We start from the raw sequence: 26271 nt of genomic DNA, 5'->3' as shown, positions 1-26271 counted from the left end.
AATGCGCATCCCCGATCAGCAGCAGCTTGGCATGTTCTCCTACGTTTCGGTGGAACAGCGTGTTCCTGCCGACCATCCGATCCGCAAGCTGCGGGTACTGGTGGACACGACACTGGCCGGGCTCGATGCCGAGTTCTCGAGCCGTTACGCCAAGCATGGCCGTCCGTCGATCCCCCCGGAGCGGTTACTCAGAGCAGCGCTGCTGCAGGTCGTCTACAGCGTGCGCAGCGAGCGGCTGCTGATGGAGCAGATGGACTACAACCTGCTGTTCCGCTGGTTTGTCGGGCTCAACATTGATGATCCGGTGTGGGACCACTCGACGTTTTCGTTCAACCGCGATCGCCTGTTCGATGCCGAGATCGCTCAGCACTTCTTCCAGCACACCGTGCTGCTAGCGCGTGTCAACGAATTGGTGAGCGACGAGCACTTTTCCGTGGATGGCACGCTGCTGGAGGCCTGGGTCTCGCACAAAAGCTTCTGCCCCAAGGATGGCGACGACGATGGTCGAGGCGACGACTTCCGCGGGCGGCCGCGCAGCAACGACACGCATGCGTCCACCACCGATCCGGACGCTCGCCTGATGCGCAAGGGGAAAGGCAAGGAAGCCATGCTCAGCTATCAGGCCAGCACGTTGATGGAGAATCGCAACGGAATCATCGTGGCGGTCGACGTCCGTCATGCCACCGGCACCTCCGAGCGAGAGGCGGCGTTGGCCATGCTCGTCGAGGCCGGGATCGGCAACGGCGCGACGCTCGGCGCCGACAAGGGGTACGACACTCAGGATTTCGTGGACTCACTGAAGGCACGTGGCGTCCACCCACATATCGCCCGCAACACCTCAGGCCGGCGCAGTGCTTTCGATGAGCACATCGCGCGCAGCAAGGGTTATGCGATCAGCCAGCAAGTCCGCAAACGCATCGAACAAGGATTCGGATGGGCAAAGACGTTCGGTGGATTGCGCAAACTGCGCCATGTCGGTCTGTGTTGGCGCGCGTTCACCACCTGGACCTTTGCGGCGTACAACCTGATTCGACTGGGTGGTATCGGTGTGAATCGCCCCGTCTTTCCCGGAGGCTCCAAACCTTGAGAGGATGGAGCCATGAGCAACAGATTGACGAGGTACGCACCCGAGGTGCGTGAGCGGGCTGTGCGGATGGTCCTGGACCACCAGGGCGAGCACAGCTCCCAGTGGGCGGCGATCACGTCGGTGGCCGGGAAGATCGGCTGCAAGGCGGAGACGCTGCGGACGTGGGTCCGCCGTGCCGAGCGCGACAGCGGGCTGCGGCCCGGACTGACGACCGACGAACAGGCGCGGATCAAGGCCCTGGAGCGCGAGAACCGCGAGCTGCGCCAGGCCAACGAGATCCTGCGCAAGGCGTCGGCGTATTTTGCCCAGGCGGAGCTCGACCGCCGATTCAAGCCTTAAATGGGTTCATCGACGATCACCGCGATGCCTACGGGGTCGAGCCGATCTGCAAGGTGTTGCCGATCGCCCCGTCGACGTACTACGAGCACACCAGCCGCCAGGCCGACCCGTCGCGCCAGCCGGCGCGCTGGCATCGGGAGCAGGCCTTGGCGCCGGTGATCGACCGGGTCTGGAAAGAGAACCGGCAGGCCTACGGGGCGCGCAAGGTGTGGCGCCAGCTCCACCGGGAAGGCGTGCGGGTGGCCCGATGCACGGTGGAGCGACTGATGCGCCGGGCTGGCCTCCAGGGCGTGGTGCGTGGCAAGCCGCGCAAATGGATCGGGCAGGAAGTGGTGGAAGAGAAGCCGATGGACCTGGTGAAGCGGCAGTTCAAGGCTGACCGGCCGAACGCGCTGTGGGTGAGCGATTTCACCTACGTGCCGACGTGGCAGGGATTTGTGTACGTGGCTTTCGTGATCGACGTATTCGCCCGGCGGATCGTCGGCTGGCGGGCCAGTTCGTCGCAGCAGACGCAGTTCGTGCTCGACGCACTCGAGCAGGCCGTGTGGGTGCGCCGCCCAGCGGAGAAGGCACTGATCCATCATTCCGACAGGGGCAGCCAATACCTTTCCATCCGCTATACCGACCGCCTGATCGAGGCCGGCATCGAACCTTCGGTGGGCAGCGTCGGCGACAGCTACGACAACGCGCTGGCCGAAACGGTGATCGGACTGTTCAAGACCGAGGTTACGAACCGCCGCTCCTGGCGCAGCCGGGAGGAGGTCGAATGGGAGACCCTGGGTTGGGTCGACTGGTATAACAACCAGCGACTGCTGGGGCCAATCGGCAACATACCCCCGGCGGAAGCGGAGGCGGCGTACTACGCCGGCAACACGGGTCACGCCATCGCGGCGTGACTCAAACGAAATGGCCTCCGGAGAAGCCGGGGCGATTCAGTGGCTGGTGGTCGCCGTCGCCGACCTGAGGAAAGGTGCGCCCGGAGTCCGCGTTTGGCGCCAAGATCGACGCTGAACCCTCGCCGGAACAATCGACAGGAGCTATCGACACGGCAATCGCGGGGTGTTTCTCAACAGCCTGCTAGGGTCCAAACCCAATCAGAAGCTTGATTCTGCAACGGCGTGCTGATTCAGGAGTCTCCAGTTGAGGAGGGTCTGGGCATGGCGGGATCGTTGTTTTGGTTGTCGGATGCGGCGTGGGCGGCGATCGAGCCGCACTTGCCGAAGAACCAGCCGGGGGCCCGGCGGGTCGATGACCGACGGGTGATATCGGGTATCGTGCACATGCTGAAGTGCGGCGGTCGCTGAGCCGACTGCCCGAGCGAGTATGATCCCTCGACGACCATCTACAATCGCTGGAACCGCTGGAGCCGACGCGGCGTGAACTGTATCCTGGCGGCCTTGACCGAGGAAGGGTGGAGCGCCTAGACTGGCCAGATCGACAGCAGCTATGTGAACGCGCACCGGTGCTCCGGCGGCGCAAAAAGGGGGGACCCGATCACGCGCAAGCGCGTTAAGGTCTTCGGAATGGTCGGCCGGTTGGACCGGTTTTCTGAATGGAGAGAATTATGCGCGCACTGTGTTGGCACGGTAAGGGTGACGTTCGCGTCGACACCGTCGCGGATCCCGAGATCAAGCACCCCCGTGATGCCATCATCAAGGTCACGGCATGCGCCATTTGCGGGTCCGACCTTCACCTGCTCGATGGTTACCAGCCTACGATGGAGGCAGGTGATATCCTCGGCCACGAGAATATGGGGGAGGTCGTGGCGCTCGGTTCCGAAGTGACGAACCTGAAGATCGGCGATCGTGTCGTCGTACCCTTCACGATCAGCTGCGGCGATTGCTGGTTCTGTAAGAAAGGCTTGTTTGCAGCTTGCGACCGGACGAATCCGAACGCCGAGATGGCAGCAAAGGCCATGGGCCATTCGCCCGCAGGGTTGTTCGGCTTCAGCCACATGATGGGCGGCTACTGCGGCGGTCAGGCGGAATATCTGCGCGTGCCGATGGCCGACTTCGGTCCGATCAAAATCCCCGACAACATTACGGATGAGCAGGCGCTGTTTCTATCCGACATATTTCCGACCGGCTACATGGCCGCCGAGAACGCACAGATCGAGCCCGGCGACACCGTCGCGATCTGGGGTTGCGGCCCAGTCGGTCAGTTCGCCATCCGATCGGCCCTGATGATGGGCGCGGGCCGGGTGATCGCGATCGACGAGGTGCCCGAGCGGCTCGCCATGGCCGAGGCGGGCGGCGCCGAGACGATCAACTTCGCCGAGACCGATGTCTATGACGAATTGCAGGCGCGGACCAAGGGACGTGGCCCGGACAGCTGCATCGATGCGGTCGGCTGCGAGGCGGCAGGTCACGGCGCGGCCGACGCGGTGATGGACAAGGTCAAGGCGAGCTTGATGCTCGCCACTGATCGGGTGCATGTGCTGCGCCAAGCCATCATGAATTGTCGCAAGGGAGGCACGGTGTCCGTCCCTGGCGTATATGTCGGCGTGGCCGACAAGCTCCCACTCGGGGCGGCAATGAACAAGGGACTGACGATCAAACTCGGTCAGACCCACGTCCAGCGCTACACCAAGCCGTTGCTGGAGAAGATCGTAGCCGGTGCAATCGATCCCAGTTTCGTGATTACCCACCCGGCAAGCCTCGAGGACGCGCCGGAAATGTACGCCAAGTTTCGGGACAAGGAAGAAGGCGTCATTAAGGTGGTTATGCGCCCGCACGGCTGACGTGCGGATCTGATCTGCCCCCGCCGAGCGGACCGAGCGGTTTGTTAGTACAATAAGCTCGTCGCCGTCATGTCCGGACGGAGGTGGAGCGAAGCGGAACCGGAGGCCGGAGATGGCGGTGGAGCCATCTCCGGTGCCGGCGGTCGGCAGGCAGGCTGCCATGGGGCCCTACAGACCAGAAAGCCGACCCGCAGGCCGACATGATCGACGCAACCTATCTCAAGGCCGGCCGCACGCATTCCAGCCTTGGGGTAAAAAGGGATCTCGGGCCCCTGATTGGACGGACCAAGGGCAGCATCAACACGAAGCTGCACGCCGTGACTGATGCAAACGGCCGCCCTTTAAGCTTCTTCATCACGGCCGGCCAGATCAGCGATTACACCGGTGCAGCTGCCTTGCTTGACGATCTGCCCAAGGCCAAGTGGATGCTCGCCGACCGCGGCTATGACGCTGACTGGTTCAGAGATGCGCTGGAGCAAAAGGGCATCAAACCGTGCCTTCCGGGCCGCAAATCCCGATCTCTGCCTGTCAAATACGACAAGCCGCGGTACGAACGGCGTAACCGCATCGAGATCATGTTCGGCCGCCTGAAGGACTGGCGCCGCGTGGCAACGCGATATGACCGCCAACCGTCGGCTTCTCCGCACTAGCACTGGCCGCCACCGTGCTCTTCTGGCTGTGATCAGTGAGTCCTAAGCCTAGGCTCCAGACTCATTCATAGTCAGAAGGCGACCAGGATGGCGAGTGCGACGCCGGAGAGGAAGTTGGCCGCGAGTTTGTCGTAGCGGGTGGCGACGCGGCGGTAGTCCTTGATCCGGCAGAAGGCGTTCTCGACGCGGTGTCGTTCTTTGTATCGGGCCTTGTCGTAGATGACGGCTCGCTTTCGATTGGCCCGGCCGGGGATGACGGGAACGGCCCCGGTCTGGCGCAGCGAACGTCGCAGACCGTCGGCGTCATATCCTTTGTCAGCAAGGACGTAGCGGGCGTCGGGAGCGCGGGCGAGCAGGGTCGGAGCGACGGTGATGTCGGAGACGTTTCCTGGTGTCAGGATCAGGGCGAAGGGACGTCCGACGACGTCGGTGAGGGCGTGAACCTTGGTCGTTTGGCCACCGCGCGACGGGCCGATGCCCTGCGTCCGGCCCCCCCCTTTTCCGCCGAAGGCCGAGCGTTGCGCCTTGACGTAGGTCGAGTCGATCGAGGTGCTGCGAGTGACCGCGCCCGCATCGGCCAGCGCCTCCAGCAGCTTCAACCAGAACCGTTTGTGGGACCAGCGATTGAACCGGTTGTAGACGGTCGTGGACGGGCCGTATTCGGCGGGGCAATCCTGCCAACGACAGCCGATCTTCAACACATGAATGATGCCCGAGATCACCCGGCGATCATCGACCCGCCGAGCGGCTGCCTGGTTCCTCGGCAGATGCGGCTCGACTGCCGCCCATTGATCATCTGACAGCCAAAACAGCTTGCTCATCACCGGCTCCAACGCGATCAAGACGCATCGGAATCATGATTTGCCGTCAGGCTTCAAGTGGGTGATTGGGTTTGGAGCCTAGAGTCGTTCTGAAGGGCTGGCAGGAAGTGGTGAGAAAACACGCTAAAATCGTTCGCTGCGGCTGCGTTCTCTACAAGTAGCGGCCAACTAGTCGATCAAGGAGTAGGCCCTTGCCAAGAGAATGTCAACAAGATCAGATGGTTGGGGCGCAGTCCGGCGTCCTTGGGAGCACACCTATGTGTGCACAACCGTTCTAGCGAAAACTTTCGTTGTAGTATCGTTCTTGGGGTGATATAGTTCTTCCGCGCCTGCTTCCCCTCAGGCGCTTACCTTAGAGCGGCAACCCCCTTGGGGGGCGTCTTCCCCCGGACGCCCCCCATTTTCTTTTCCGAGGCCTGCATGTCCACCCTGCTCGACACCACTCGAAACGCCCTGAACGAATGCGATGAGCTGCTGCGCGAGATCCGCGCGGAGAACCTGGACGGATCGGAGCCGGTCGTGGGCGAGGCGCTGGAACGCACCTACGTCGCCCGCAAGGCGCTGGACGCGGCCTTCGTCACGGCCGAGACGATCGGCAAGCCCATCAGCGCCCTGCTGGAAGTCTCCAATCCGCACGACCTGGACGCGGCGCCGTCCTACGTGAGCGTCCGTGTCGATAACGACTTCATCGCCAAGCTGCGGCACCTGCAGGGTCTGTGCAGGGCCTTCAACCTGGACATGGTGAGCGTCAACGGATCGCCGGAGACGTGGCATCGCCTGGATGCCGCCGAGGACGATCGCACCGAGCTGGACTACCTCACCGTCACCACGGAAAACTTCTTCTTCTCGGCCGTGCCCAAGCACGACGACCGGACGTTCGAGTCCGCGTGGTGCGAGATCGACAGCCTCGTGGAGCAGGCCATTGCCTGCCACGAGCCGCGCCTTGTCCTGGTCGACACACTGAAAGGACTCACTGAGGAGGAGCTGATGGAGGAATTGAGCCCCGGGAGCGAATCCCCAGCCCCGTAAGCCATCTATTCTATTCGCCCAATATTCCTAGCCACCGGGCACGGCCTGGTCCACAATTCAGTTTTTCGAGGGATCCCCATGGGTTACGGCGTCTACTCCGACACCTTCAACGGCACCGGCGGCACCTTCCTGGTCAGCGGCACGCTGTGCACCGACGAGGACTATCAGGCGTACGTGGCTGATTTCGACACCAGCGACGGCGATACGCCGATGAACTACGAGACCTGGTGTCACGTCGAAGCGCAGGACGAATACTCCAACCTGCTCGAAGCAATCCGACAGGCTGGCGAGGACTTGGGCCTGGAAGTCAATCGGGAGGATTTCCGTGACGCGCGGGCCGGATTCGATAGCGAGTTCCGATCGCTGATCGAGGCGGGCCCGGTGCAGCTGGGTCTTCGCGGATGGCAGCACGACTACGTGGTCGGCGCCGGCGCCGTGAAGGACTCCCGTGGTTACGACTCCCCGAACGACATGGTGGCCGAGCCGGACTCCTACGTGCAGGACCAGCTCAAGGAAGGCCGCGTGGCCAGCGAGTACGCCGAGCGCGCTAAGCGCCTGTCCGAAGATCTGCAGGCCTATGTCCGCCTGGAGCTGCAGGAGAATGGCTTCGAGTGCCGCTACCGCACCTCTGGCTACACCTCCGACCGCTATACCCCGCCGGACAACGCGGCCGCGCTGCGCATCGAGCTGCAGGACCGCATCAAGGCCGATGCAGCCTACTTCAACCTCAGCGCCGAGGTCGCCTGGACGCAGCTTCTGTCGACCGAGGATGGGCGCAAGCGAGCTGCCAAGGCCGTGCTCAGCCTGCTGGACGACGATGAGAACTACGGCGAAACCAAGGTCTGGGTGCCGGTGTACTACCCCGAGCAGAAGAACGTCGCCTTCTTCGACGCCTTCGAGCTCTCCCGCTTCCCCGAGGATGCCATCTGCTATCTCAACGCGGACATGCCCGAGGAGATGCTGGCCACGTTCGATCCGAAGGAAGACTGGGACGAATCCACGATCTACCACATCCCTCGCAACAAACACACGGCGACGTGGTTCGCAGAGCAGCAGGCGCGCCTGGACAGCGCCCGCAGGGACAACTCGGTGGCCATTCTGTCGGCAGACGAGTTCAAGTCCGCAATCGGCGTGGACATCCCCAAGCGACTGGACGAGGAGCCGACCCATGGCGAACGGCCAGGCCCGTAACAGCCGTGGCCGCTCGCGTGGTCGCAGCCTGGGCCAGGAAGCGGAGCTGGCCCGGGTGATGCTGCCGCCGCAGAGCATCGAAGCGGAGCAGGCCGTCCTAGGCGGCCTGATGCTGGCCAACGACATGTTCGACGTCGTCGAGGACATGCTGGAGGTGCGCGACTTCTACCGGCGCGACCACCAGCTGATCTACCAGGCCATGAAGGACCTGGCCGAGAAGTCCCGGCCCTTCGATGCAGTCACGCTGGGCGAGTGGTTCGACGCGAATGGCGCGTCCGAGCAGGTGGGTGGAGGGAGCTATCTGGTCGATCTGGCGACGACCACGCCATCGGCCGCAAACATCGTTGCCTACGCGAAGATCGTCAACGAGAAGGCATTGCTGCGGCGTGTCATCGAAGCGGGCACCGAGATTGTCAACCAGGGATTCAATCCGGACGGACTGGAGGCTGCAGAGGTCGTTGCTGAGGCCGAACAGAAGATCTTCGCGGTCGGCCAGGAAGCCAGGTACGAAGAGACCGGCGCCGTACCGGTCAAGGAAGCGACCCATGCAATGTTCCGTCGACTGCAGGAGCACTACAACGCCGGCGGCGGTATCACCGGTCTGCCGACCGGATATCACGAACTGGACGAGAAGTTGTCTGGGCTGAATCCGACCGACCTGATCATCTTGGCCGCTCGGCCGGCCATGGGCAAAACAACCTTCGCGCTGAACATCGCCGAGAACGCAGCGGTCAAGTCGAAGAAGGCCGTCGCCGTCTTCTCGATGGAGATGTCCAAGGAGCAGCTGTCACAACGCCTGGTGTCTTCCATGGGGCGGGTGGACGCCAATCGCTTGCGCACTGCCCGTCTGGAGGATGAGGACTGGTCGCACATCACCTCAGCCATCCGGCAGATCAATGACATCACCCTGGTCATTGACGATACGCCTGCTCTTTCTCCCGATCGTTTGCGGTCCCGGGCTCGTCGAATCAAGCGGCAGCACGCGAACCTGGGTCTGATCGTGATCGACTATCTGCAGCTCATGACCGTTCCCGGCACGAATGAGAATCGCGCCACCGAAGTTTCGGAAATCTCCCGCTCACTCAAGGCTCTCGCCAAGGAGCTGAACGTCCCGGTCATCGCGCTCTCGCAGCTCAACCGCGGCGTGGAAACCCGCTCAGATAAGCGCCCGGTCATGGCAGACCTGCGTGAGTCCGGCTCGATCGAACAGGATGCCGACGTCGTCGCCTTCATCTACCGCGACGACTACTACGACAAGGAGAACTCGCCCGACAAGGGCCTGGCAGAAATCATCATCGCGAAGCAACGTATGGGCGAGACCGGAACGGTGAAGCTCAGGTTCCATGGTCAGTACAGCCGGTTCTCCAACCTGCGGGACGATCCGCTGGAGGATCTGCTATGAGCACGCCAGTCTCCGACACTGCGATGATCCGAGCCATTCGCGAGCTGTTCGATCGCGAAGCCGCCCGGCTACCACCGCTCGACGCGCCCATCCGAGTGGTCATCGCCGGCGGCGCCGCAGCGCACTACTGGACGGGTCAGCGCGTCTCCCGCGACATCGACGCCGAGTTCGCGCTGCAGGGCACCGGCAAGAAGAGCTACGTTCCGCTGGAAGACGTGATCATCTACCAGGACGAGCAAGGCCAGGAGCAGTCGATCTACATCGACCGCAACTACAGCCCGTCCCTGAGCCTGATGCACGAGGACTACGTCGACCGCATTGAGCTGGTACCCAGCCGCCTCGGCGGCGGGGACAAGTTTCAGGTCTTCGTGCTGGCCCCCGTGGACCTGGCCATCAGCAAGATCGCCCGCTATGCGGACGTGGACAGGATCGACATCGAGTCGATGTACGATGCGATCGATCCGGACGAGTTCGAGCACCTGGCCACCGAAGCGCTGAACACCGCGATCGGCCTGAACCCCGAGCAAGTACGACACAACCTCCATGACGCCGTCGCACGCATCCGTGCCCTTCGGGGCGATACTCCAGGCCCTTGACGGCCTGCACAGCCGTTCGGCTGAGGCAGAGCTGGCCCGATGGTTGATGTCCCCGGATTTGGGGGGGCTGGAAGCGCTCGACCAGGTGAATAGTGAGGGCGTGCGCCAGCTCGGCGCAACGCTGGAGTACGTGCGGCTGATGAAGCTGCTGCCGCCCTCCCCCGCCCGCGACCAGGTGCTGGCCAAGGCGCAAGCGCTGGCCAGCGACACCTTGGCCCGCAATGCCGGGGCCAAGGAGCTGAAGGAACGCTGGGGACTGCAGCACTGGGCCTACCCGCCCAGCCGCATCCGGGCGCGCCTGGAAGAGCTTCTTCGGGGCTGACGCTCTCAGGCGTCATCTTCGTCCTCCGCTTCTTCTCGGGCCTGGTTCGCTGCCCCGCCCTGGCGCTCGGCGTTGAGCTCAAACAGCCGCCTCAGGATCTCCTCGTCGTCCAGTGGCCACTCCCACCCATAAGCCTCTGCCACCGCCTGGTCCAGTGCGTCATGCAGCGCGGTCAACCACGCCGGCGGATCGTTGTAGAGACTCGTGAGCGTGCGGCCAGCCAGATCCTTCTCGTGGCCAGGACGTGCTACCACGCGCTTCGGAAATTCCGCAACAACGTCGTCTTTCCACTCAGCCCATGCGTCGGGGTTCAGCCATCCATCGCGCGCCTGTACGAGCTGTCGCGCCGCCTCGGCAATCTTCCGAGCCGTTGGCATGGCTTCCAGGTCGGCAGCACTGACATCCGGCGTCATCCCGTTTGGGAAGGGGAAGGTATCGAAGGAAGAGGAGGGCGTATAGCGAGGCCGGTTCTCCAGTTCACTCCCCTGCCGAAGTGCCCACGCTCGATGAATTCTTGAATGGAGCATTCCGAAGAACGCGTCATCATCTCGCGCAACTACCACAACCGCGCTATCCGGCAGTACGGCTGGATGTACCCAAGCGCATATGTAGTGCTTGGAATGCCGCGGAATTGCGATGTATCGGGTGAGCGGCTCCAGTGCCGCCACCATCTTCGGCCGCCAACGCGATAGTTGCCACCAGCTCTCTCGATCGTTCCTCTCGTCCATATGTTCGCGATGCAGTCGCACGTTTGCGACGGCGTCAAAGGGGCCGGCAAACATGGAAGCGGCAGCCATATCGCGAGATCCAAAGTTGACGATATAGCGATCGTAGGGCCGGTCCGTAATGTCGTCGGCGATCAAGTATGGACGCACAACCGAAGCTACAGGTTCCCCCAGCGGCGTAGCCGGGCCTTGCAGCATTCGCCTTGCCACGCAGCCGTCCAGGTTGAACGTCGCCTCGGGCAAGTCGAGACCGAGTCGTACGCGCTTTGCTCGCTTTAGCTCTGCGCGAGGGATCACGCCTTGGAACGACCGCCCCTTGTTGCTTGCCAGAACCTTGGCCTTGGCGATGTCGTGGTGCAGTAAAGGGGTCAGGCTGGATGTGATCTCAGGAACTACGACGTCATCGAGCAGGCCAACTGGCGACGGCGATGGCCCAAACGCGATGAGAGAAACGTCCACCGGGGTTTCGTTGTCCCACCACTCCAAGCTACTCCATGCAGCGAAGATGTGCAGACCATTCTTGATGCGATCGAGCGCCTTGCGATTCTTCCCGTGACGAATGCTGTTGGTCGCAACAAGACCCGCCCGCTTAGTCCGCTTGGCGACTATGGCTTCACGAGCCTTTTCAAACCAGAAGCAGACGAAATCTGCACCCGAAGAAACGCGTCCAGCGTAAAGCCTCCGCACGTGCGTGGTATAGGCTGGCCCCAGCTCGCTGCGCATCTTGTTGCCGCCTATGAAGGGCGGATTGCCAACGATCACGTCGGCTGCCGGCCAATCGGCCTCCGATCCGTCGGCGTTGACGAGCGCGTCCCGGCATTGAATCTGCTCAAGTGGCAAAAGGATGGGATCTCGCCTGGCACCGTAGCCGTTCTGGATCATCCACTGAAGCTCACCGATCCATATAGTGATCCGTGCAAGCTCAGCCGCATACTCGTTGATCTCTATTCCGAGAACCTGTCGCGGATTGACCCCGAGGATCTGGCGCGGGACGCCCATTTCCTCCGCCTCAATCATGATGCGTTGTTCCAAGTCCTTGAGCGCTCGCAGTGACATAAACAAGAAGTTGCCCGAGCCACAAGCGGGGTCGAGCACCGTGAACGCTCGCAGCCTGTCCAGGAAGTCGGCCACGCGTTGCTTGGCTTGGTTGAACGCAGTTGTCCTGGCTCCCTTGACGCTAGGCGATTCACCTCGACGCGAACCTTTGGTGTCAGCCTTGTCCATGAGCGGCTGCAGGATAGATTTCTCTGCATCCCACTCGGCAAGCCACGGCTCAACTAACACGGGCTTGATCAACTTCATGATCGTATCCGGGTCTGTATAGTGCGCACCGAGTTGAGCGCGACTGGACGGATCAAGACCCCGCTCAAAGAGCGTGCCGAAGATGGATGGATCGATCTGGTCCCAGGAGAGCTGGCAAGCGCCCAGGAGGACGCGAAGCTCTTCTCGCTCGAACCTTAGGGTCGAGTCGTCGTCGAAGAGGCCGCCATTGAACCACGCGACTGGCACGAACGCAGCACGTCCACCCATGTGCATCGCCCGGAACAGTTGCCGTGCATTCTCCTCGAATGCATCAGGGTCATCTTGCGAGCCTTCCACCATCCGGGTGAAAAGGTTGTCCTGCAGCAGCCCGATGTCCTCCGCGAACATGCAGAACACGAGCCGGTTTAAGAAGTGCGCCACCTTCTGGGGCGGGTGCCCACGGCCGCGCAGCGTGCCGGCTAGGCCAGCGAACTTTCGTGCGGCCTCGCGCGTGATGTCCGACCGCAGGATCCCGGGACGAAGCTCGTCCGGGTTGTGGAACATCGCCCGCACCTTGCGCAGCACGGCAGGATCGGCCAGGTCCTCCACCGTGAAGCGGTGCACTTCCTTCACCGTGTTGGTGAAGTTGGTATGGATCTCGATCGTGCGCAGATCAGACACCACCAACAGCGGTGGATTCTGCAGCTCGTCGGCGTACATCTTCAGCTGGACGTAGGCTTCCTTCAGGTCGCGGCCTGTGCTCTTGGCCTCCCAGCCGAATCGGTTCTTCATCCAGGCATCGGCGAATCCCTTTCCGCCACCGGCTTTGCCTACCCCGTACTCGTAGGTGAACCAGGTGTGCTCCGGGTCCGCCTCCCGGGGGGTCTTGTGCCCGACCAGTCGGCACAGGTCGTCGAAGAAGGACTGCGCGTCGCGCTTCTCTTCCCCGCCCCCCTTCCACTTCGCGATGAATTCGTTCGGCGACATCCCTGACCCTCCCCAATTCCGAGGATGATCGCATGCGGGCCTGGCTGGACGCCCAGGCTGGAGGCCGCTATAAGGCGGGCCATGACCGCCTCTCCCCCGCCACGCAGCTGGCACCCCGTCGACTTGGCCCTACGCAACCCCGGTGATCAGGTCGCCCTAGGGACGTTCGTGGTCACGACGAACCTGGTGAACCAGCTCGGCGGGGAGCCTGATGCCTTCCAGACGCTCCTCCCGCTCGTCAGGCGCCACGCACGGGGGGACTGGGGCGACGTCTTGCCGGAGGACCGTGAGGCAAATGACGCGGCCCTGGCGGCCGGACGGGGACGGCTGATGTCGATCTATCGGGTGCCCCACGCGGGCGCCCTGGTCGAAGCCTGGGTGATCACCGAGGCCGATCGTTCCAGCACGACCGCGCTGGCCCCGGAGGACTATTAGGCCCCGGAGCTATTAAAGGGTGCTTTAATAGTGTCCGGGACTGTTCAATTTCCCTTGAACAGCATGGCCGACTATTCAAGGATCCTTGCATGCCTCGGATTACCGGCAGTTACGTCACCACAGCCTACGCCGGGGAAGCGGTCCGCGCGTTCGTACCCCGCCCCCTGCCGCCGGCGGCGCCAGCCTTGGACACGGCCTCCTACGTAGAACAGAACCGCCGCGCCGAGACCGCCCTGCTTCGCCTTTCGGGCATGACCGGGCTGGTCGCATCAAGCGAGTGGCTGATCTACGGCGCCATCCGCCGCGAAGCATTGCTGACCTCCCAGCTGGAAGGCACCCAGGCCACCTTGTCCGACCTGCTGGACGAGGAGGCCGGCATCGCGGTGACCAACACCGACGATGTCGAGGAGGTCACCAACTACCTGCGGGCATTCAAGTACGCACGGGCGCAGCTGAGCAGCCCCACAGGGCTACCTGTATCGGTTCGCCTGCTCACCGAAGCTCACCGAATCCTATTGGCCGGCGCACGCGGGGCTACCAAGCAGCCGGGCAACGTGCGGACAACCCAGAACTGGATTAGCGGCACTCGGCCGGGTAACGCCCGTTTCGTTCCACCACCGCCGCATGAAGTGGCACAAGCACTCAGTGACCTGGAGCGGTTCATTCATGACCCGGAGCCCGCACTGCCACCCTTGGTTCGCACCGCGCTGGTCCATGCTCAATTCGAGACCATCCATCCGTTTCTCGACGGCAATGGGCGTATCGGACGCCTGCTGATCGCGGTTCTATTCGAGGAGTGGAAGCTGCTGCCCGAACCGCTGCTCTACATGTCGGGCTTCCTGAAGTCCCACCAGGCGACCTACTACGATCGATTGTCATCCATCCGCCAAGGCGGGGACTGGGAGGCATGGGTCTCGTTCTTTCTGGAAGGTGTCGAAGTGGCCGCCGAGGAGGCGCAGCGCAGCATCGTGGCGATCGCCGCACTCATCGCTGAGGATCGCAAGCGCGTCTTGGCGTATGGCACGAGCACGCTGGCCACATTGCGGCTGTTCGAGCTGCTACCGACCATGCCCAAGCTGACCGTGGATCGCGCCCAAAGAGCACTCGATGTGTCCTATCCCACCGCGGCCAAGGCCATCGAGAACCTGGAAGAAGCGGCCGTGCTACGCGAGACCACCGGCCGAGCCCGGAATCAGAGCTTCAGCTACGCACGCTACGTCGAGCTGCTTCGCGGCGAACCGGCAGCGACCCCCGCTTCGGAGGACGCTCCAGAATTTGGTTCGGAGTCGGGCGCTCCGAGGCCCTAGCCGAACAGCGGCATCTGCGGCCTTTCCGGGTCACCGGCCACCTCTGCCGCCGGTGGGCCGGGCAACACCAGGCCTAGCTCTGCTTCGAGCACTCGCCGGTGCTCGGGCAGATCCAGATTGAATGCTGGGATCTCCCGGTCGTAGGCCAGGCGCACGGCCTGGCCCGTGCCGCCGGACACGCTCCGAAGCCGCCCCTCTGGATCCAGCTCGGACCGCGGGGCCCAAAAGACCAGCCGCTCTACCGGCTCGGCCAGGTCGATCGACAGCACCTGCCACATGTTCCGGCCCATGAGCATGCGCACGAACGGCTTGAGCCAGCGCCAGCCTGGATGGTGCTGCGATGCCAGATCCAGCGCCTGCTGCTGAAGGTCTGGCCGCTGCCGGGTGAAGCAGATCGTGTCGGCGCATGCTTGCTTCGACACCGCGAACACCTGCAGGGGAGCGCCTTGCGCCTTGGCGGACAGCCGCGCTGCCTCATCCGCTCGATCGGCATCGCCGGTGCGGATGCCGTAGCCGCGGCGGCAGTACGCTGCGATCACCAGGTCGATGGCTTCCATACCCCAGTCGGGGGTCTCGCGACTGCCGATGCCGGCGATCCAGCCGCGCACCGGCCCGTGAACTGGGCTAGGGACCACTGGGGCCACCACCCTGCTCCGCCACCCCACTCGGCCGATCCGGACGCGTCCACTTCTGCCCGTTTCGGGACGGCTGGAAGCCGTTAGCCCGGAGCCAATCCTTGCTGCCGTGGTCGAACACCTCGCGCACCGGACGGCCGTGCGTGCGCACCACCCAACCCATGACGATGGGCGTGCGGTCGGTCCCGACACCCTCCAGGCGCACGCGCTCGGCGCGATCGCGCAGCGTCTCCGGAAACTGGTCGCGCCGGGGAACCGGCACCTGTGGGCGATAGACGACGGCGCCGAGCATGGTCAGGCCGCCTTCGCCAAAGCGCGGCGCCCCGCCTCAGTGCCCGGATTCGGCACCACGACGTTGACGAACGGGGGATCCGGCTGCCCTTCCTTGTGCAACTTCACGGCCATCACTTCCTTGGGCTTGATCCACTTCAGGCCCTCTTCGGTGATGCGCATCCGCTGCTGCGCGGTTTTCCAATAACTGGCATCGATACCCAAAATGAATTTTGCGCCACAGTTGGTGATGAACGACTCCGGGAAGTTTGGCTGCTGCGCGGCGCACCACAGACCAATGCCGAACTTGCGCGCCTCACGGGCAATCACGTTGATGATGTCGTCGGAGTCCTCGCTGAAATACTTCGGGCTCTCGTCCAACATGCATACGAATCGCAGCTCGGTTCCCGACGCCGTCGGACCCATCTGCTTGGCTCGCTCGAAGATCGCGCGCAGGCGCAACTTCACGAACAGGATCTGCTGCTCGTCGCTCAGCGACTTGATCTGGTGCACACGCACCTTGGCGTCGCCGAACGGCGGCGCGGTGGCGTTGAAGATACCGGCGGCCGTCAGGATCTGAAGGCGCTGGATAACGCCGACCAGGACGTCCTTACTGTCGTATTTGAGAACGTCTTTCGCCTCGCGCGTCGGCTTTGCCATGATGGCTTCGCTGTACGCGTCGATGCATCGCTTCTGCTGCGCCTCGATCTGGCCTTCGAGCTTGCTTCGCTCTTCGGCCTGGACACCCGCTCTTCGCTCCTTGAGGGCCAGCGTCTGCAGGCGGGCATTGAGCTTGGCAAGCGCCTCCAGCGCGTTCATGGCCTTGTTGTCGCCGCCGAAGATCAGCGAAAGGACTTTCGTCTCGGCGTAGGCCAGCAGATCACTGAGCGTCGGGTAGTATTCGCGCAGCTGCTGCCACTCGCGCTGGTCCATCAGCCGTCGGCGTTCCTGCTCGCTGATCTCTTTCCGTGCCCAGGATCGCGGGTTGTCAGCGAAAATTCCGCGGGATGCATAGCAGTCGACGATCAGGTTCCGCAGAGCGGCTTCCTGTTTGGATCCGAACTGCGTCGTGACCTGCTTGATCAAGCCCACGATGAAGTCCGCTTGGCGGTTGACGCCGCCGGCGTGCGGATCCAGGTCCAGCACCAGGGGGTTGTAGCCGTATCCAGTGGCTTGGCTGTACATCGCACAGCGCGCACCCGGGACGGCGTCCAGCTCGTGGTGCACATCGAAGATGTCCAGCTCTGCGCCTCCCAGCGCGGCTGAGCGTAGAAGCTGCTTGATCTGGTGCGTCTTGCCTGAGCCGCTCATGCCAATCAGGGCCACGTGGCTGTTGAGACAGCGCGCCGGATCATAGACCACGGGAACTTCCTTGCCCTCCTTGCGGAGCATGAAATCGTTCAGACCCATCACATGACGCACTGTGCTTCTCCTTCGACTACTGCGACTTGGCTGCGGCGCTGCGCTGCCGCTCCATGCGAATGTCCATCTCACGGTTCGAGTTGCGCGCCAGGCGCATCGCCATGAGGAGTTCGATGCGTGCTTTCTGGTCGACACGGCGCTGCTTGATGTAGATCTGCAGGGCGCGCATGTGCAGCGCCTCCACGCGCAGGGGCGCCTCACCTCGCTCGCCCTCGTCGCGGATCCATGCCGAGTTCGTATAGCGCTTGCCCACTTCCGCCTCGATGATCTCGCGCACGGACATGTCGTCCCACGCTTCCATGTTCGGCGCCTCCGGCATCTTTCCGGCATAGGCTTCCGGCGGCATCGGCTCACCTTCGGGTTCGTCGCCGGCGCCGTCGGCCGCCCCGTAACCGCCCGCGCCGCCGCAGAACAGTCCCTTCGGATTCTTGCTGAATTCCTTGCCCTTCCAGACCTCGAAGTGAAGGTGCGGTCCAGTGCCAACACCCGTATTGCCCACCAGGCCGATTGGCTGGCCCGCCCGGACGACGTCGCCGTTGCGTACCAGGTACTTCGAGAGGTGGAAGTAGACGGTTGTGTACCCACCACGACCACCTGTGAGGCGAATGCTCTGTCCGCCACCACCGGTGGCCCACTTCGCCGTTACCGTCCCGTCGTTGGCCGCGTAGACCGGGGTGCCGATCGCGATCGCCAGGTCGACACCCTTGTGCCAGCGGACGACCCCGGTTACCGGGTTGCGTCGCGCCGGATTCACGTCGCTGGACACGCGTGCCCGGCTCGCGTTCTCGCGCAGCGGATCCTCCACGCACGAGGAGAACCCAGGCTGGATATCAGCTCGTGCGGCGGCTGGCATGACAGCAAGTGCCGCCACGATCATCAAAGCAAAGCGGGTGCTCGGCTCGCGCACGCTCAGCGACCTTCGCTCTCGTGGAAATCGCTGATGGTCTGCAGCGCCTCATCCAGCTGGGCCTGCTGTGCTGGAGTGAGGTCGACCAGCTTTCCGGCCTTGATAGCCACCTGGTCGCGGTACAGCGTGCCCTTCAGGAACAACTCTGCCGTCGACCGCTGCTGTTCTGGGAATGTCTGCACGTGCTGCGCCGCGGCTTCCCAAACCGTCCAGTAGCGCTTCAGGTCCTCGTTGAACTGCACATCGGCAGCATCTGACGCTTCGGTGGTGGTGGGCTTGTACATGTCGATGAAGGCGGATGCGAGAGCACGCGCCGCGGGCGTCGCCGACTCGCCCGCCTTGCCCAGTGCGCTGCGTGCCAGCACCTCCGCCGAAACCGAGAAGCCGCCTTCCTGCAGCCGCGCAGCGTCGATCAGCAGACCTTGTACGATTCCGTCGGTTTCCGTCTCGCACCAACCTGCAGGCTGGGGGACGGGAATCCACTTGTCGCACAGCGCCGAAGCGCCTTGCATCCCGGGAATCTTGCTGGCCAGCTCGGGCTCCCTCATCGCGTCACGCACGCGGGTCACCAGCGCTGGATCGAACGGAAGCGGCTCGGCTGTGCGCACCGGTTCATCAGCCTGTGCAGCCCCCGGCGCTGGAGCCGCATGCCCAGCATTGGCAGGCCGATCGCTACAGGCGGCTAGGGCCAGGATCATGAGGGTGCTCGCGGCGAGGTACAGCGTGGCGTACTTCATGGGCCTTCGGTCTCCAGTCGGCGCGTGCGCTCGGCCATATGGCTGTTGAGAGAGAACGCGGCGGCTGACAGCGCGGCCTGGTCCGCCACCGTCATCCCCTCCACCATTGCTGCCTGGGGGGAATCGGGGCTGGACGGGACGCGCAGACTCTTTGCACCCACCACATTGCTGACGTAGTCCATGGCGGCCTGCCTGCCTTCGTCGGTGTAGGTCATGCCGGCCGCCGGATAGAGCACGGTGCTTGCGTTGACGTCGGCATACTCCATGCCCGGCGCCGCTGCTTCCTTGCAACCGCCTTGGTCGACCTCGGCCTGGGAACACCACCGGGCATGCCGCTCATTCACGCCGCGCAGACTGCTTTCGTAGGGGCCTGCCAGAAGCGAGGACGCGTGGTTCTGGCCATACCTTGCGACGGCCTTTCGGACGGTCGTGTCTTGGTCGGCGAGCATCAGCGCACTGGTGATGGTCTCGTCGAAAGCGGCCGGCTCCAAGGTATCGATCGCCGCCTGGGCCGCCTTGTCCTGCATATAGAGCTGCATTGCGACGTTCTGCTGCCCCTCGGCATACAGCTTGGTAGTCGCTGTCTTCTTGCCGAGCTCCTGGAGCCAGTTCGCAACGCCGGAGTCCCAGTTGTACATCGGGCCGGTTTGGATCTGGGTGGCCAAGGTGGTCACCGCGCCGGTGATCGAGCTCACCACGGCGCTGCCAGCCTGCACGAATGCAGCGTGACCGACCGCTCCCCATGGATCGCAGCACGTCACCGCCTGTGCATTGAGCATGGTGGTTAGTCCCACACTCAGAACGGCTCCGCCGCCCAAGCCGATCGCGATGGCGCGGAGACGACTCATTACTGAGCCTTCGCCGCAGCTGCACGCGCCTGCGACAAGCGCTGCTCGGAGTCGCGTTTGATGCTCGTGGCGATGTCAGCGGCCAGCATGGCTTCGATTCGCTCGCCCTGCTCGTATGCCTGCATTGCCAGATAGAGCTCCAGCGCCTGCATCTTGTTGCTCTCGCGAAGCTGGTTCACCTCACCAAAGCCAGGTCCGACGATCATCTTGTACCAGTTCGGATCCATGAAACGTCCGTTGACCTGGGACTTCATGAGCTGCATGGGTGAAACGTCGGCGACATTCAGGTCTGCCTTGGCGCCCAGGCCAGCCTCTACGCGACGCATGGCAACCATTCTGGACATCGACAGCGCAGCGGTGGACAGCTTGCTCTGCTCCATCAGCTGGCCCGCGACGAAGGCGCGGCCTTGCGGCGTGCGCTCCCAACCCTTCGGCACATTCTGGGTCGGCACCGCATTGATCACGTTGTTCAGGTAGGCCGTCGCGGCCGCCAGCTGATCTGCCGTCAGGACGTCACGGCCCAGGATGTTGTCGGCGCGCACGTCGGCGTTCTGCAGATCCACATCCGCCGCACGTGTGCATCGCCCCAGCTCGACGTCACGATCCGAGCAGAACTTCTCGGCATGCGTACGGAAGACTCTGTCCACTGCCGCGGCGGTGTTCGTGGTGAATAGCGTTCGGTCCTGCAACCCCCGCATGAGGTTCGTCGTGGACTGGTTGACTGACGAGGCGCCGCCGGCCACGGCCGTCGCCGCCTGCGCCTCGAAGCATGCACGTGGCGAGAGCGCGTAGTCGACGACCGCATCGCCTCGCTTCTCCTCCATGTACAGCTGGGTGGTGGCCTGGATCGTGCCTTCCTCGATCGTCTTCTGCGAGGCAGTTTGCTTGCTGATCTCCTGCACCACCTGGGCCAGGCCCGTGGTGACGTTGGAGTTGATGGTGTTCAGCAGCACTGACATTGACGACGCTGCGGAACCGATCGCGGCAACAACGGCCGCGCCGGCCGACTCGGCACCTGCCGCAGCGGCGATGCCGTCTCCGCAGCACGCAGTGGAAGGCGAAACGGCGAAGTAGCCGCCGACGCCCAGTGAGGTTGCCAGTGCCACAGCTGCGAAAGTGCGCTTCATGGCTTATCCCCTCCCCAGTTGAGCAGACCGCCGGAGTTGCTGGAATTCACCGAACCGCTGCCGTCAGCGTTGGCCGATCCGTTCACGGTGCCCAGGTAGTCGCTACTACCCGACACGTTCACGCCACTGCCATTGGTGGAAATCGATCCGCCAGAGCCCGAATAGGTGAGATTGCCGTTGCTGTAGCGGAGCCCCTGATCCGCCAACGCTTCGTTGAGCGTCTGCTGGAACCGGTCTTTCGCCGCATTGCAGCTCTTCGTCACCAGATCGCGACCGAGCTGCTGCAGGAGCGGCTGCAGGACGCCGATATTGATCATGCCCATCGGTATCTTGTTGTACTGGACAATGACTTCCAGGCACGCCTGCGTAGCTTGGTTGAAAACGTTCGTCGGACTGGTCTTGGGCGAGTAGACCTGCACGGCCGTGGAGGCTGCATTCCTTGCCGACTGCTGGATCTCGTCGCACACCGCTTGTTTTGCTGACGGATCCAGCGCGACCGCAAGACCGGGCATGAGCACCAGGCCGAGGGCAACCGGGGCGAGCTTGCGCGTCGCGTTACGCATGACTGACATCCTCGTTGTGTTGGCGGATGACCCTTTCCAGTTGTCCCAAGGTGGTTGGGTCGAAAACCGAGTTGAGAAACGGCGTGTTCTGGATGATCCGCAAGCGTTGGATCATGGTTTGCACCAATGCCTCGTGCTGAAGCTGGGATACGGCCCGCGCGCCGTCTTCCAGCAGCGCCGTTAGCAGACGCGTTCCCATGCCGGCGTGTGCGTTGTCCAGCCACTGCAGCAGGCGAAGCGCCTTGGACGAGCTGATGTAGACCAGCAGGAACAACAGCCGATCCCGATCGAGCGCTTCCAGCGCCCTGGCCGCGCCGGGTCGGTTCAGCGCTACGCCCAGCTCCACCAGGCGGCGTCCGATTGCCGGGCTGCCGTCCACCGTCCAGTCCTCGGTCCGCTCGATATGGTCCAGCAGCTCCGCGAGGCCGGGTGAGGCCTCCAGCCAGTGCTGCCTGACCGTATTCGCATCAAGATCGAGCATCGCGCAGGTTAACTTTGATTGGTTTATGATGTTGCCAGTATCATCTGACTATCACAGCGGGTCAATACCCAACAATACGTATGCTCAAGCTCATCCGAGACCTGCAGCGCACGAGACCGGAGGAGCCGCAGACCACTGCGGCAGCCGGGGTTCGGCCGCCTGCAGCTCCGGGGGAGGGCACCGGCTCGCGTCCTTCGGGGGTGCCGCAGGCGGCCTCGACCATTGCGCCGCCCCGGGGCCGTCCAGGGAACTGGCAGGCCGTGACCGGAAAGCTGCTCAGCCGACTGGAAGAGGTCGAGCAGACCCCGACTCCTACCCCGCTCCCGGCCCTCGGCCGGGCGCCCACTTTCGACAGGAAGTAACCATGCGCCCCCGGCAGATCCTCAATGGTGTTGCGCTGACCATGCTCAGCGGTTCGGCCTTCGCGCAGGACCGCGGCCCGTTCACCCCGCCAGCCGACGACACTTCGCTAGGGATCCTCCGCGAGGTCTTCGGCAACGTGGTGGATTTCGTCATTGGCAACGGAGCCGGAAGCCTGGCTTCCAACGACACGGTGATTGGCGCAGGGTTCGAGGTGTTCAACACCGCCGTGCTATTCCTGGGCATGATCTTCGTTGCCTACAGCACGATCTCCGGCGTGATCAACACCGCGCATGACGGCGAGTTCTTGGGACGCAAGATGAACTCGATCTGGGTTCCTCTGCGCACCGTAGCCGGCAGTGCTCTCTTGCTGCCCCTGGCTGGCGGCTTCTCGCTGATCCAGATCCTGATCATGTGGCTTGGCCTGCAGGGCGTCGGCGTGGCCGACCGGGCCTGGATCGCGATGCTCGACCGGGTGGACCAGACCGGGATGATCAATCACCCGTCCATGCCAAACGCTCGCCCGCTGGTGGCAAACATCCTGCGGTTCGAGGTCTGCCGCTTGGCGATGAACAAGCATTACGCTGAAAGCGGTCGACCCGACCGTGTATCGGTGCAGGAGAAGACGTACCTGACCCGCGCGATGGTGCCGACCGACGACGTCGTGTCCCTCGGCGCCGCCCCATTGGGGATGGGCTACAAGCCGGTAATGGTGCCGGTCACTGACTTCAGCTGGGCAGCGACCAACGGCTCCTATATCGAGCCGGAGATCTGTGGATCGCTCAACTGGGAGGAGAGCAGCGAGAGCGACGCAGGCAACGCGAAGTACCTGGACACCGGCAACATTCGCAAGGCCCACCGTGAGGCTGTCCGCGCCACGATCGCGGCGATGACGCCCGTTGCGCAGCAAATCGTGGATGGCAACAAGCCCGGGCCGGAACTCGTGCTCCAGGCGGCCTACGCTTACGAGAACCGGCTTCGCCAGGCCGCCAAGTCGGCCGTGGACAATGCCAACAGCCGGCCCATGGACGCCTTCGTGAACTTCGCCAAGGAAGGAGGCTGGGTCAACGCGGGCGCGTACTACAACCACATCATCTCGCTCAATGATGCGGTCCAGCTCTCGCTGAACTCGCTGCCTTCCTCGACTGCGTCGGACATCTCGAACAAGGAGGCCGCCGATGCGCTCGTCGGCTATGCCGACGCGATGGCGGTCACTGAAGAATTCTTGCGGGCGCGCTCCTACTCTACAAGCGCTGCGTACAAGGACGAGCTACGGCTGGATGCGGAAGCATGTCTGCCGATGCCAACGGGATGGGAGGACCTGCGCAAGTGCCTCTCGCGACCAGCCCTAGCAGGCATCGAGCTGATCACACAAAACATGGCCGGCTCGAATACCTCGCACATTTCCCAGGTCAAATCGATTGGCGACATCATCATGAACGTTGCCTGGGTGCAGGCGGGCACCCTGTTCATCACCGGCGGCTTGGCAGATGCCAAGGCAGTCGACTGGACCGTAGGCCTTGGCTTCAGCCTGAAGGGTGCCCTAGGCAGCTTGGCGTTCCTGCTCAATGCGATGATCATGGTTTTGCTTGCATCCGGCGCCATGATGGCGTTCTACATTCCTCTGATTCCCTTCATTGCCTGGACCGCCGGCGTCATCAAGTGGGTTGTTTCCATCGCTGAAGCGATGGTCGCTGCACCGATCTTTGCCGCTGCACACATACACCCAGATGGCGACGATGCCGTCGGCCGCGCCGGACCCGGCTACATGATCATCCTCTCGGTGATCATGCGCCCGATCCTCATGTTGTTCGGTCTGATCCTGTCGATCGGGGTGGCTCAGCCAATCTCCCATCTGGTCAACGGCGGGTACATGCTCGCCGTCAAGGGTGCGATGCACGACAGCGCAAACGGCTTGGGTGCTCTGGTGGCCTACTCGGTCATCTACGCGATCATCCAGACCACGGTACTGCACGCGGTGTTCTCGCTGATCAATTTCGTGCCGGACCGCACCTTCCGCTGGATGGGCAGCGCAGTGGGCATGGAAGGCATCGCCGACAATGAAGCCCGGGAGTCGCAGCACGTCTTCGCCGGCGCCGCGAGCCACAGCCGATCGGTGGTCGGTGGTGGCCATGGCGGCAAGGATGGCCAGCGCTCCGGCCCCAATGATGGGGGCGGTGGCACTGGCGACAAAGGCGGTGGCGGCAATCAACCGACGGATGCAGACTTGGCACCCACGAGCTACGGTGGTGGGTCGACGGATAGAACTGACGCGACGTAAAAATGAAGAGGCCCCCGAAAGGGGGCCTTACTTCCTGCGGTTCTCGCTACAACACCAGGCTACTTGCGGTAGATCCGCACGTTGTTCGGATCTCGCCGGTCCATCACCAGCCCCCCCTTGGCCAGGCGATCGTCGATCTCCTTCCTGCAGGCCTCGCGGACCTTCTCCACATTGGCCAGGCCGTTCGTGGGATCGATTCTGGCAAGCTCGGCCTGCAGCGCACGGACCGTGTCGCGATGGACGTCGCTGACCGCGCGGATCGCGCGCTCGTTGTCCTGAGCCTGCTGGGTCGCCAACTGCTCCAGTTGCAGCTGCCGGCCAACTACCTGCAGCCGGGCCTCCAGCTTCTTCGCATGCTGCTGCCACGCCGCCGCATTGCGATCGGCATCGTCAGCGTCTCGGCGAGCCCTTAGGCCGGTCAGCTGCCCCTGCATGCGCTCCTGCAGCTGGCCGTTCTGGAATTCGTAGTAGGGCATGACGTCTCGCTCTGGCTTGACATTCAAGGTACGATATGCGTGCCGTTACCGTCAACTGACCGGCCTCAACTTCAGCTTGGGTCAAAGCGGTGCGCCCCCCTCTCACCACGATCTTTCGCTGGGCGCGGACTCAAGCAGCGCGCCCAGCGCGCCGATATACCTGGCTTATGACCACGCCCGTCTACCCCGTAACCCGCGACACCGTAGCCACCGCGGCGGCCGGTACCGTCGCACGCGACCTCTCAATCCTATTTCCGGCCCTACTGGCGAGCGAAGCTCCCGGAGATCAGCTGCTGCGCGCCCTTAGCGAGCTTCGCGAGCAGGCCCTGCAGCAGCGGCAGGAGGCAACCACCCTCCTCCAGGGACGCTATCTGGAGCTACGTGAAGAGATTCTTACCCGGGTCGTGAACGACGCCCACCGAGCGCACCAGGAGAGCCGCTTGAAAGGCTTCCTGGCCGCCCACCGGCCCTATCTGGTGAACCTGGTAGCAGGTCGCACCATGCACCTGCCCCTGGACGCTCCTCGGCAGCCTGATGACAATGAGGGCTGGCTGGCCAGTCCGCCTCGCGTTCGCGCAGGCCAAGAGCCTGTGCGCCGCTCGTTTCAACTGCGGAGCTGCGCCACCGGCCATTACCTCGTGCTAGTCCAGAAGGCCGCGGCCTGACTAAGGCCGCCGTTACGCTTCCTTGCGCCCAGCCCAGGGCGCCGGAGCGCGACCTACGGGTACGCCGATATGGCGTCGACGCCGGTAATCACACGTTTCAAGTGGCCGCCCGGTTCTCAGCATGTCGTCGATAGCAAGCTGATAGCTGGCCAGCGCCAGCCCTTCATACCTGGACTCTGCGAGTTGGTCGGCCCATCGATCCGGAATGCGCTTGGTGTGGACGAACTCCACCGCGCCCAAGCCTTCCAGGTCGCATAGCAGAGATCGACCGGTGGTCATGACCGTCAGCGCTCTGGGCTTGGCCGCAGACGCTGGACGGTGAACATGAAGCGCACTCTCCAGGCTGACGTACAGCTCCGCAGCCTGTCTAAGGTACGGAACCACGTCCCCACGGCTGATGAGTCGCTTCACCACTGCCTGAGGGTTCGCGTAGATCCCTGGGAACAATCGCGTGATCGCACCCGCCATGGTTTGCCGATGCAACCCGACACGCAGCTGCGCTCGCGACTCACCGAAGACATCGTGCAGCTCGTCCACCGAGATGATATAGCGCCGCTGCCGTGCCAGGGCGTCCAGCACCTGCTTCAGCTCCCTCTGATCCACAACGCCTCCTATAGCACTCGATG

25 protein-coding genes, 3 pseudogenes and 1 other annotated feature are annotated in these 26271 nt (G+C 63.4%); of the genes and pseudogenes, 14 read left to right on the top strand and 14 right to left on the bottom strand.

Translation table 11 applies throughout. The features are described from left to right. Position 1 precedes the first annotated feature (1 nt). The 4 genes and pseudogenes from CSC66_RS09660 (at position 2) to CSC66_RS09645 (ending at position 4166) form a co-directional block, all read left to right on the top strand. Positions 2 to 1087 (top strand): IS5 family transposase, encoded by a 1086-nt coding sequence (locus CSC66_RS09660; RefSeq protein WP_162377188.1) that lies wholly within the window; start codon positions 2 to 4, stop codon positions 1085 to 1087. Between the two features lie 12 nt (positions 1088 to 1099). Beyond that, positions 1100 to 2322 (top strand): IS3 family transposase gene (locus CSC66_RS09655; RefSeq protein ID WP_231390905.1). Its coding sequence is split into 2 segments (ribosomal slippage): positions 1100 to 1388 and positions 1388 to 2322, totalling 1224 coding nucleotides; the frame shifts between segments, so codons are not numbered across the junction. Continuing rightward, positions 1381 to 1497 (top strand) — a sequence feature (AL1L pseudoknot). Its footprint overlaps the gene before it by 117 nt. Before the next feature lie 261 nt (positions 2323 to 2583). Then, positions 2584 to 2913: pseudogene (locus CSC66_RS17610) on the top strand (transposase); the annotation flags it as partial. A 77-nt stretch (positions 2914 to 2990) separates the two neighbouring features. Continuing rightward, positions 2991 to 4166 carry a zinc-dependent alcohol dehydrogenase gene (locus CSC66_RS09645; RefSeq protein ID WP_026070728.1) on the top strand — a complete coding sequence of 392 codons (1176 nt, stop codon included), beginning with the start codon at positions 2991 to 2993 and terminating at the stop codon, positions 4164 to 4166. A gap of 44 nt (positions 4167 to 4210) precedes the next feature. Here the strand turns inward: CSC66_RS09645 and CSC66_RS17820 are convergent. Next, positions 4211 to 4341: pseudogene (locus CSC66_RS17820) on the bottom strand (IS3 family transposase); the annotation flags it as partial. A 22-nt stretch (positions 4342 to 4363) separates the two neighbouring features. Between CSC66_RS17820 and CSC66_RS09635 the strand changes: the two are divergent. After that, positions 4364 to 4848 (top strand): annotated as a pseudogene (locus CSC66_RS09635) (IS5 family transposase); the annotation flags it as partial. A gap of 39 nt (positions 4849 to 4887) precedes the next feature. Here CSC66_RS09635 and CSC66_RS09630 read toward each other — a convergent pair. Continuing rightward, positions 4888 to 5637 (bottom strand): IS5 family transposase, encoded by a 750-nt coding sequence (locus CSC66_RS09630; protein ID WP_026070729.1) that lies wholly within the window; start codon positions 5635 to 5637, stop codon positions 4888 to 4890. Positions 5638 to 6057: 420 nt separating this feature from the next. Here CSC66_RS09630 and CSC66_RS09625 point away from each other — a divergent pair, with 420 nt between their 5' ends. From CSC66_RS09625 to CSC66_RS09605, 5 genes are all read left to right on the top strand, one after another. Continuing rightward, entirely contained in the window at positions 6058 to 6666 is a 609-nt protein-coding gene (locus tag CSC66_RS09625) for a hypothetical protein (protein ID WP_162377187.1), read from the top strand. Positions 6667 to 6744: 78 nt separating this feature from the next. Continuing rightward, positions 6745 to 7857, top strand: coding sequence for a hypothetical protein (locus CSC66_RS09620; protein WP_162377186.1), 1113 nt, complete (start codon positions 6745 to 6747; stop codon positions 7855 to 7857). Continuing rightward, complete coding sequence (gene dnaB, locus CSC66_RS09615; protein WP_162377185.1) at positions 7835 to 9259, top strand: replicative DNA helicase; 1425 nt, start codon at positions 7835 to 7837, stop codon at positions 9257 to 9259. The genes CSC66_RS09620 and dnaB overlap by 23 nt, the downstream gene beginning before the upstream one ends. After that, the gene (locus tag CSC66_RS09610; protein WP_162377184.1) at positions 9256 to 9855 is read left to right on the top strand and encodes a DUF6036 family nucleotidyltransferase; all 600 of its coding nucleotides are present in this window, start codon (positions 9256 to 9258) and stop codon (positions 9853 to 9855) included. Before dnaB ends, CSC66_RS09610 begins: the two co-directional genes overlap by 4 nt. A gap of 46 nt (positions 9856 to 9901) precedes the next feature. Further along, positions 9902 to 10177, top strand: a complete 276-nt coding sequence (locus CSC66_RS09605; protein ID WP_162377183.1) for a hypothetical protein — start codon at positions 9902 to 9904, stop codon at positions 10175 to 10177. 5 nt (positions 10178 to 10182) lie between these two features. Here CSC66_RS09605 and CSC66_RS09600 read toward each other — a convergent pair whose 3' ends face one another. Continuing rightward, complete coding sequence (locus tag CSC66_RS09600) at positions 10183 to 13131, bottom strand: class I SAM-dependent DNA methyltransferase (RefSeq protein ID WP_162377182.1); 2949 nt, start codon at positions 13129 to 13131, stop codon at positions 10183 to 10185. Positions 13132 to 13299: 168 nt separating this feature from the next. On the opposite strand from CSC66_RS09600, the gene CSC66_RS09595 reads away from it, so the two are divergent. Together CSC66_RS09595 and CSC66_RS09590 are read left to right on the top strand one after the other, a co-directional pair. Beyond that, the gene (locus CSC66_RS09595; protein ID WP_202935622.1) at positions 13300 to 13566 is read left to right on the top strand and encodes a plasmid related protein; all 267 of its coding nucleotides are present in this window, start codon (positions 13300 to 13302) and stop codon (positions 13564 to 13566) included. An 89-nt stretch (positions 13567 to 13655) separates the two neighbouring features. After that, entirely contained in the window at positions 13656 to 14873 is a 1218-nt protein-coding gene (locus CSC66_RS09590; protein WP_162377181.1) for a Fic family protein, read from the top strand. On the opposite strand, the gene CSC66_RS09585 is transcribed toward CSC66_RS09590, so the two are convergent. The 9 genes from CSC66_RS09585 to icmW form a co-directional block, all read right to left on the bottom strand. Further along, positions 14870 to 15430 carry a hypothetical protein gene (locus CSC66_RS09585; protein WP_162377180.1) on the bottom strand — a complete coding sequence of 187 codons (561 nt, stop codon included), beginning with the start codon at positions 15428 to 15430 and terminating at the stop codon, positions 14870 to 14872. The genes CSC66_RS09590 and CSC66_RS09585 overlap by 4 nt on opposite strands. Positions 15431 to 15497: 67 nt before the next feature. Beyond that, positions 15498 to 15800, bottom strand: a complete 303-nt coding sequence (locus CSC66_RS09580; RefSeq protein ID WP_162377179.1) for a hypothetical protein — start codon at positions 15798 to 15800, stop codon at positions 15498 to 15500. A gap of 2 nt (positions 15801 to 15802) precedes the next feature. Further along, positions 15803 to 17200, bottom strand: coding sequence for a helicase HerA domain-containing protein (locus tag CSC66_RS09575; RefSeq protein ID WP_162377178.1), 1398 nt, complete (start codon positions 17198 to 17200; stop codon positions 15803 to 15805). 16 nt (positions 17201 to 17216) lie between these two features. Continuing rightward, positions 17217 to 18107 carry a M23 family metallopeptidase gene (locus tag CSC66_RS09570; protein ID WP_162377177.1) on the bottom strand — a complete coding sequence of 297 codons (891 nt, stop codon included), beginning with the start codon at positions 18105 to 18107 and terminating at the stop codon, positions 17217 to 17219. Positions 18108 to 18109: 2 nt separating this feature from the next. Then, positions 18110 to 18844, bottom strand: coding sequence for a hypothetical protein (locus CSC66_RS09565; protein WP_162377176.1), 735 nt, complete (start codon positions 18842 to 18844; stop codon positions 18110 to 18112). Beyond that, on the bottom strand, positions 18841 to 19692 hold the full coding sequence (locus CSC66_RS09560) for a hypothetical protein (RefSeq protein WP_162377175.1): 852 nt from the start codon (positions 19690 to 19692) through the stop codon (positions 18841 to 18843). The genes CSC66_RS09565 and CSC66_RS09560 overlap by 4 nt, the downstream gene beginning before the upstream one ends. After that, entirely contained in the window at positions 19692 to 20819 is a 1128-nt protein-coding gene (locus tag CSC66_RS09555) for a hypothetical protein (protein ID WP_162377174.1), read from the bottom strand. The genes CSC66_RS09560 and CSC66_RS09555 overlap by 1 nt, the downstream gene beginning before the upstream one ends. Continuing rightward, positions 20816 to 21382 carry a hypothetical protein gene (locus tag CSC66_RS09550; protein WP_162377173.1) on the bottom strand — a complete coding sequence of 189 codons (567 nt, stop codon included), beginning with the start codon at positions 21380 to 21382 and terminating at the stop codon, positions 20816 to 20818. The genes CSC66_RS09555 and CSC66_RS09550 overlap by 4 nt, the downstream gene beginning before the upstream one ends. Further along, on the bottom strand, positions 21375 to 21863 hold the full coding sequence (icmW, locus tag CSC66_RS09545; RefSeq protein WP_162377172.1) for a type IVB secretion system protein IcmW: 489 nt from the start codon (positions 21861 to 21863) through the stop codon (positions 21375 to 21377). Before icmW ends, CSC66_RS09550 begins: the two co-directional genes overlap by 8 nt. A 364-nt stretch (positions 21864 to 22227) precedes the next feature. On the opposite strand from icmW, the gene CSC66_RS09540 reads away from it, so the two are divergent. After that, positions 22228 to 24504, top strand: a complete 2277-nt coding sequence (locus CSC66_RS09540; RefSeq protein ID WP_238394351.1) for a DotA/TraY family protein — start codon at positions 22228 to 22230, stop codon at positions 24502 to 24504. 59 nt (positions 24505 to 24563) lie between these two features. Here the strand turns inward: CSC66_RS09540 and CSC66_RS09535 are convergent, their stop codons facing one another. Continuing rightward, complete coding sequence (locus CSC66_RS09535) at positions 24564 to 24980, bottom strand: hypothetical protein (protein WP_162377171.1); 417 nt, start codon at positions 24978 to 24980, stop codon at positions 24564 to 24566. Between the two features lie 167 nt (positions 24981 to 25147). On the opposite strand from CSC66_RS09535, the gene CSC66_RS09530 reads away from it, so the two are divergent. Further along, the gene (locus CSC66_RS09530) at positions 25148 to 25645 is read left to right on the top strand and encodes a hypothetical protein (RefSeq protein ID WP_162377170.1); all 498 of its coding nucleotides are present in this window, start codon (positions 25148 to 25150) and stop codon (positions 25643 to 25645) included. A 12-nt stretch (positions 25646 to 25657) separates the two neighbouring features. On the opposite strand, the gene CSC66_RS09525 is transcribed toward CSC66_RS09530, so the two are convergent. After that, positions 25658 to 26224 (bottom strand): type IV toxin-antitoxin system AbiEi family antitoxin domain-containing protein, encoded by a 567-nt coding sequence (locus CSC66_RS09525; protein WP_162377169.1) that lies wholly within the window; start codon positions 26222 to 26224, stop codon positions 25658 to 25660. Positions 26225 to 26271: the final 47 nt, after the last annotated feature.

Origin of the sequence: Pseudoxanthomonas kaohsiungensis (assembly GCF_010211765.1) — a bacterium.
GTDB lineage: Bacteria > Pseudomonadota > Gammaproteobacteria > Xanthomonadales > Xanthomonadaceae > Pseudoxanthomonas > Pseudoxanthomonas kaohsiungensis.
The sequence above is the reverse complement of the archived record's forward strand: the minus strand, read 5'-3'. Positions and strand labels throughout refer to the sequence as shown.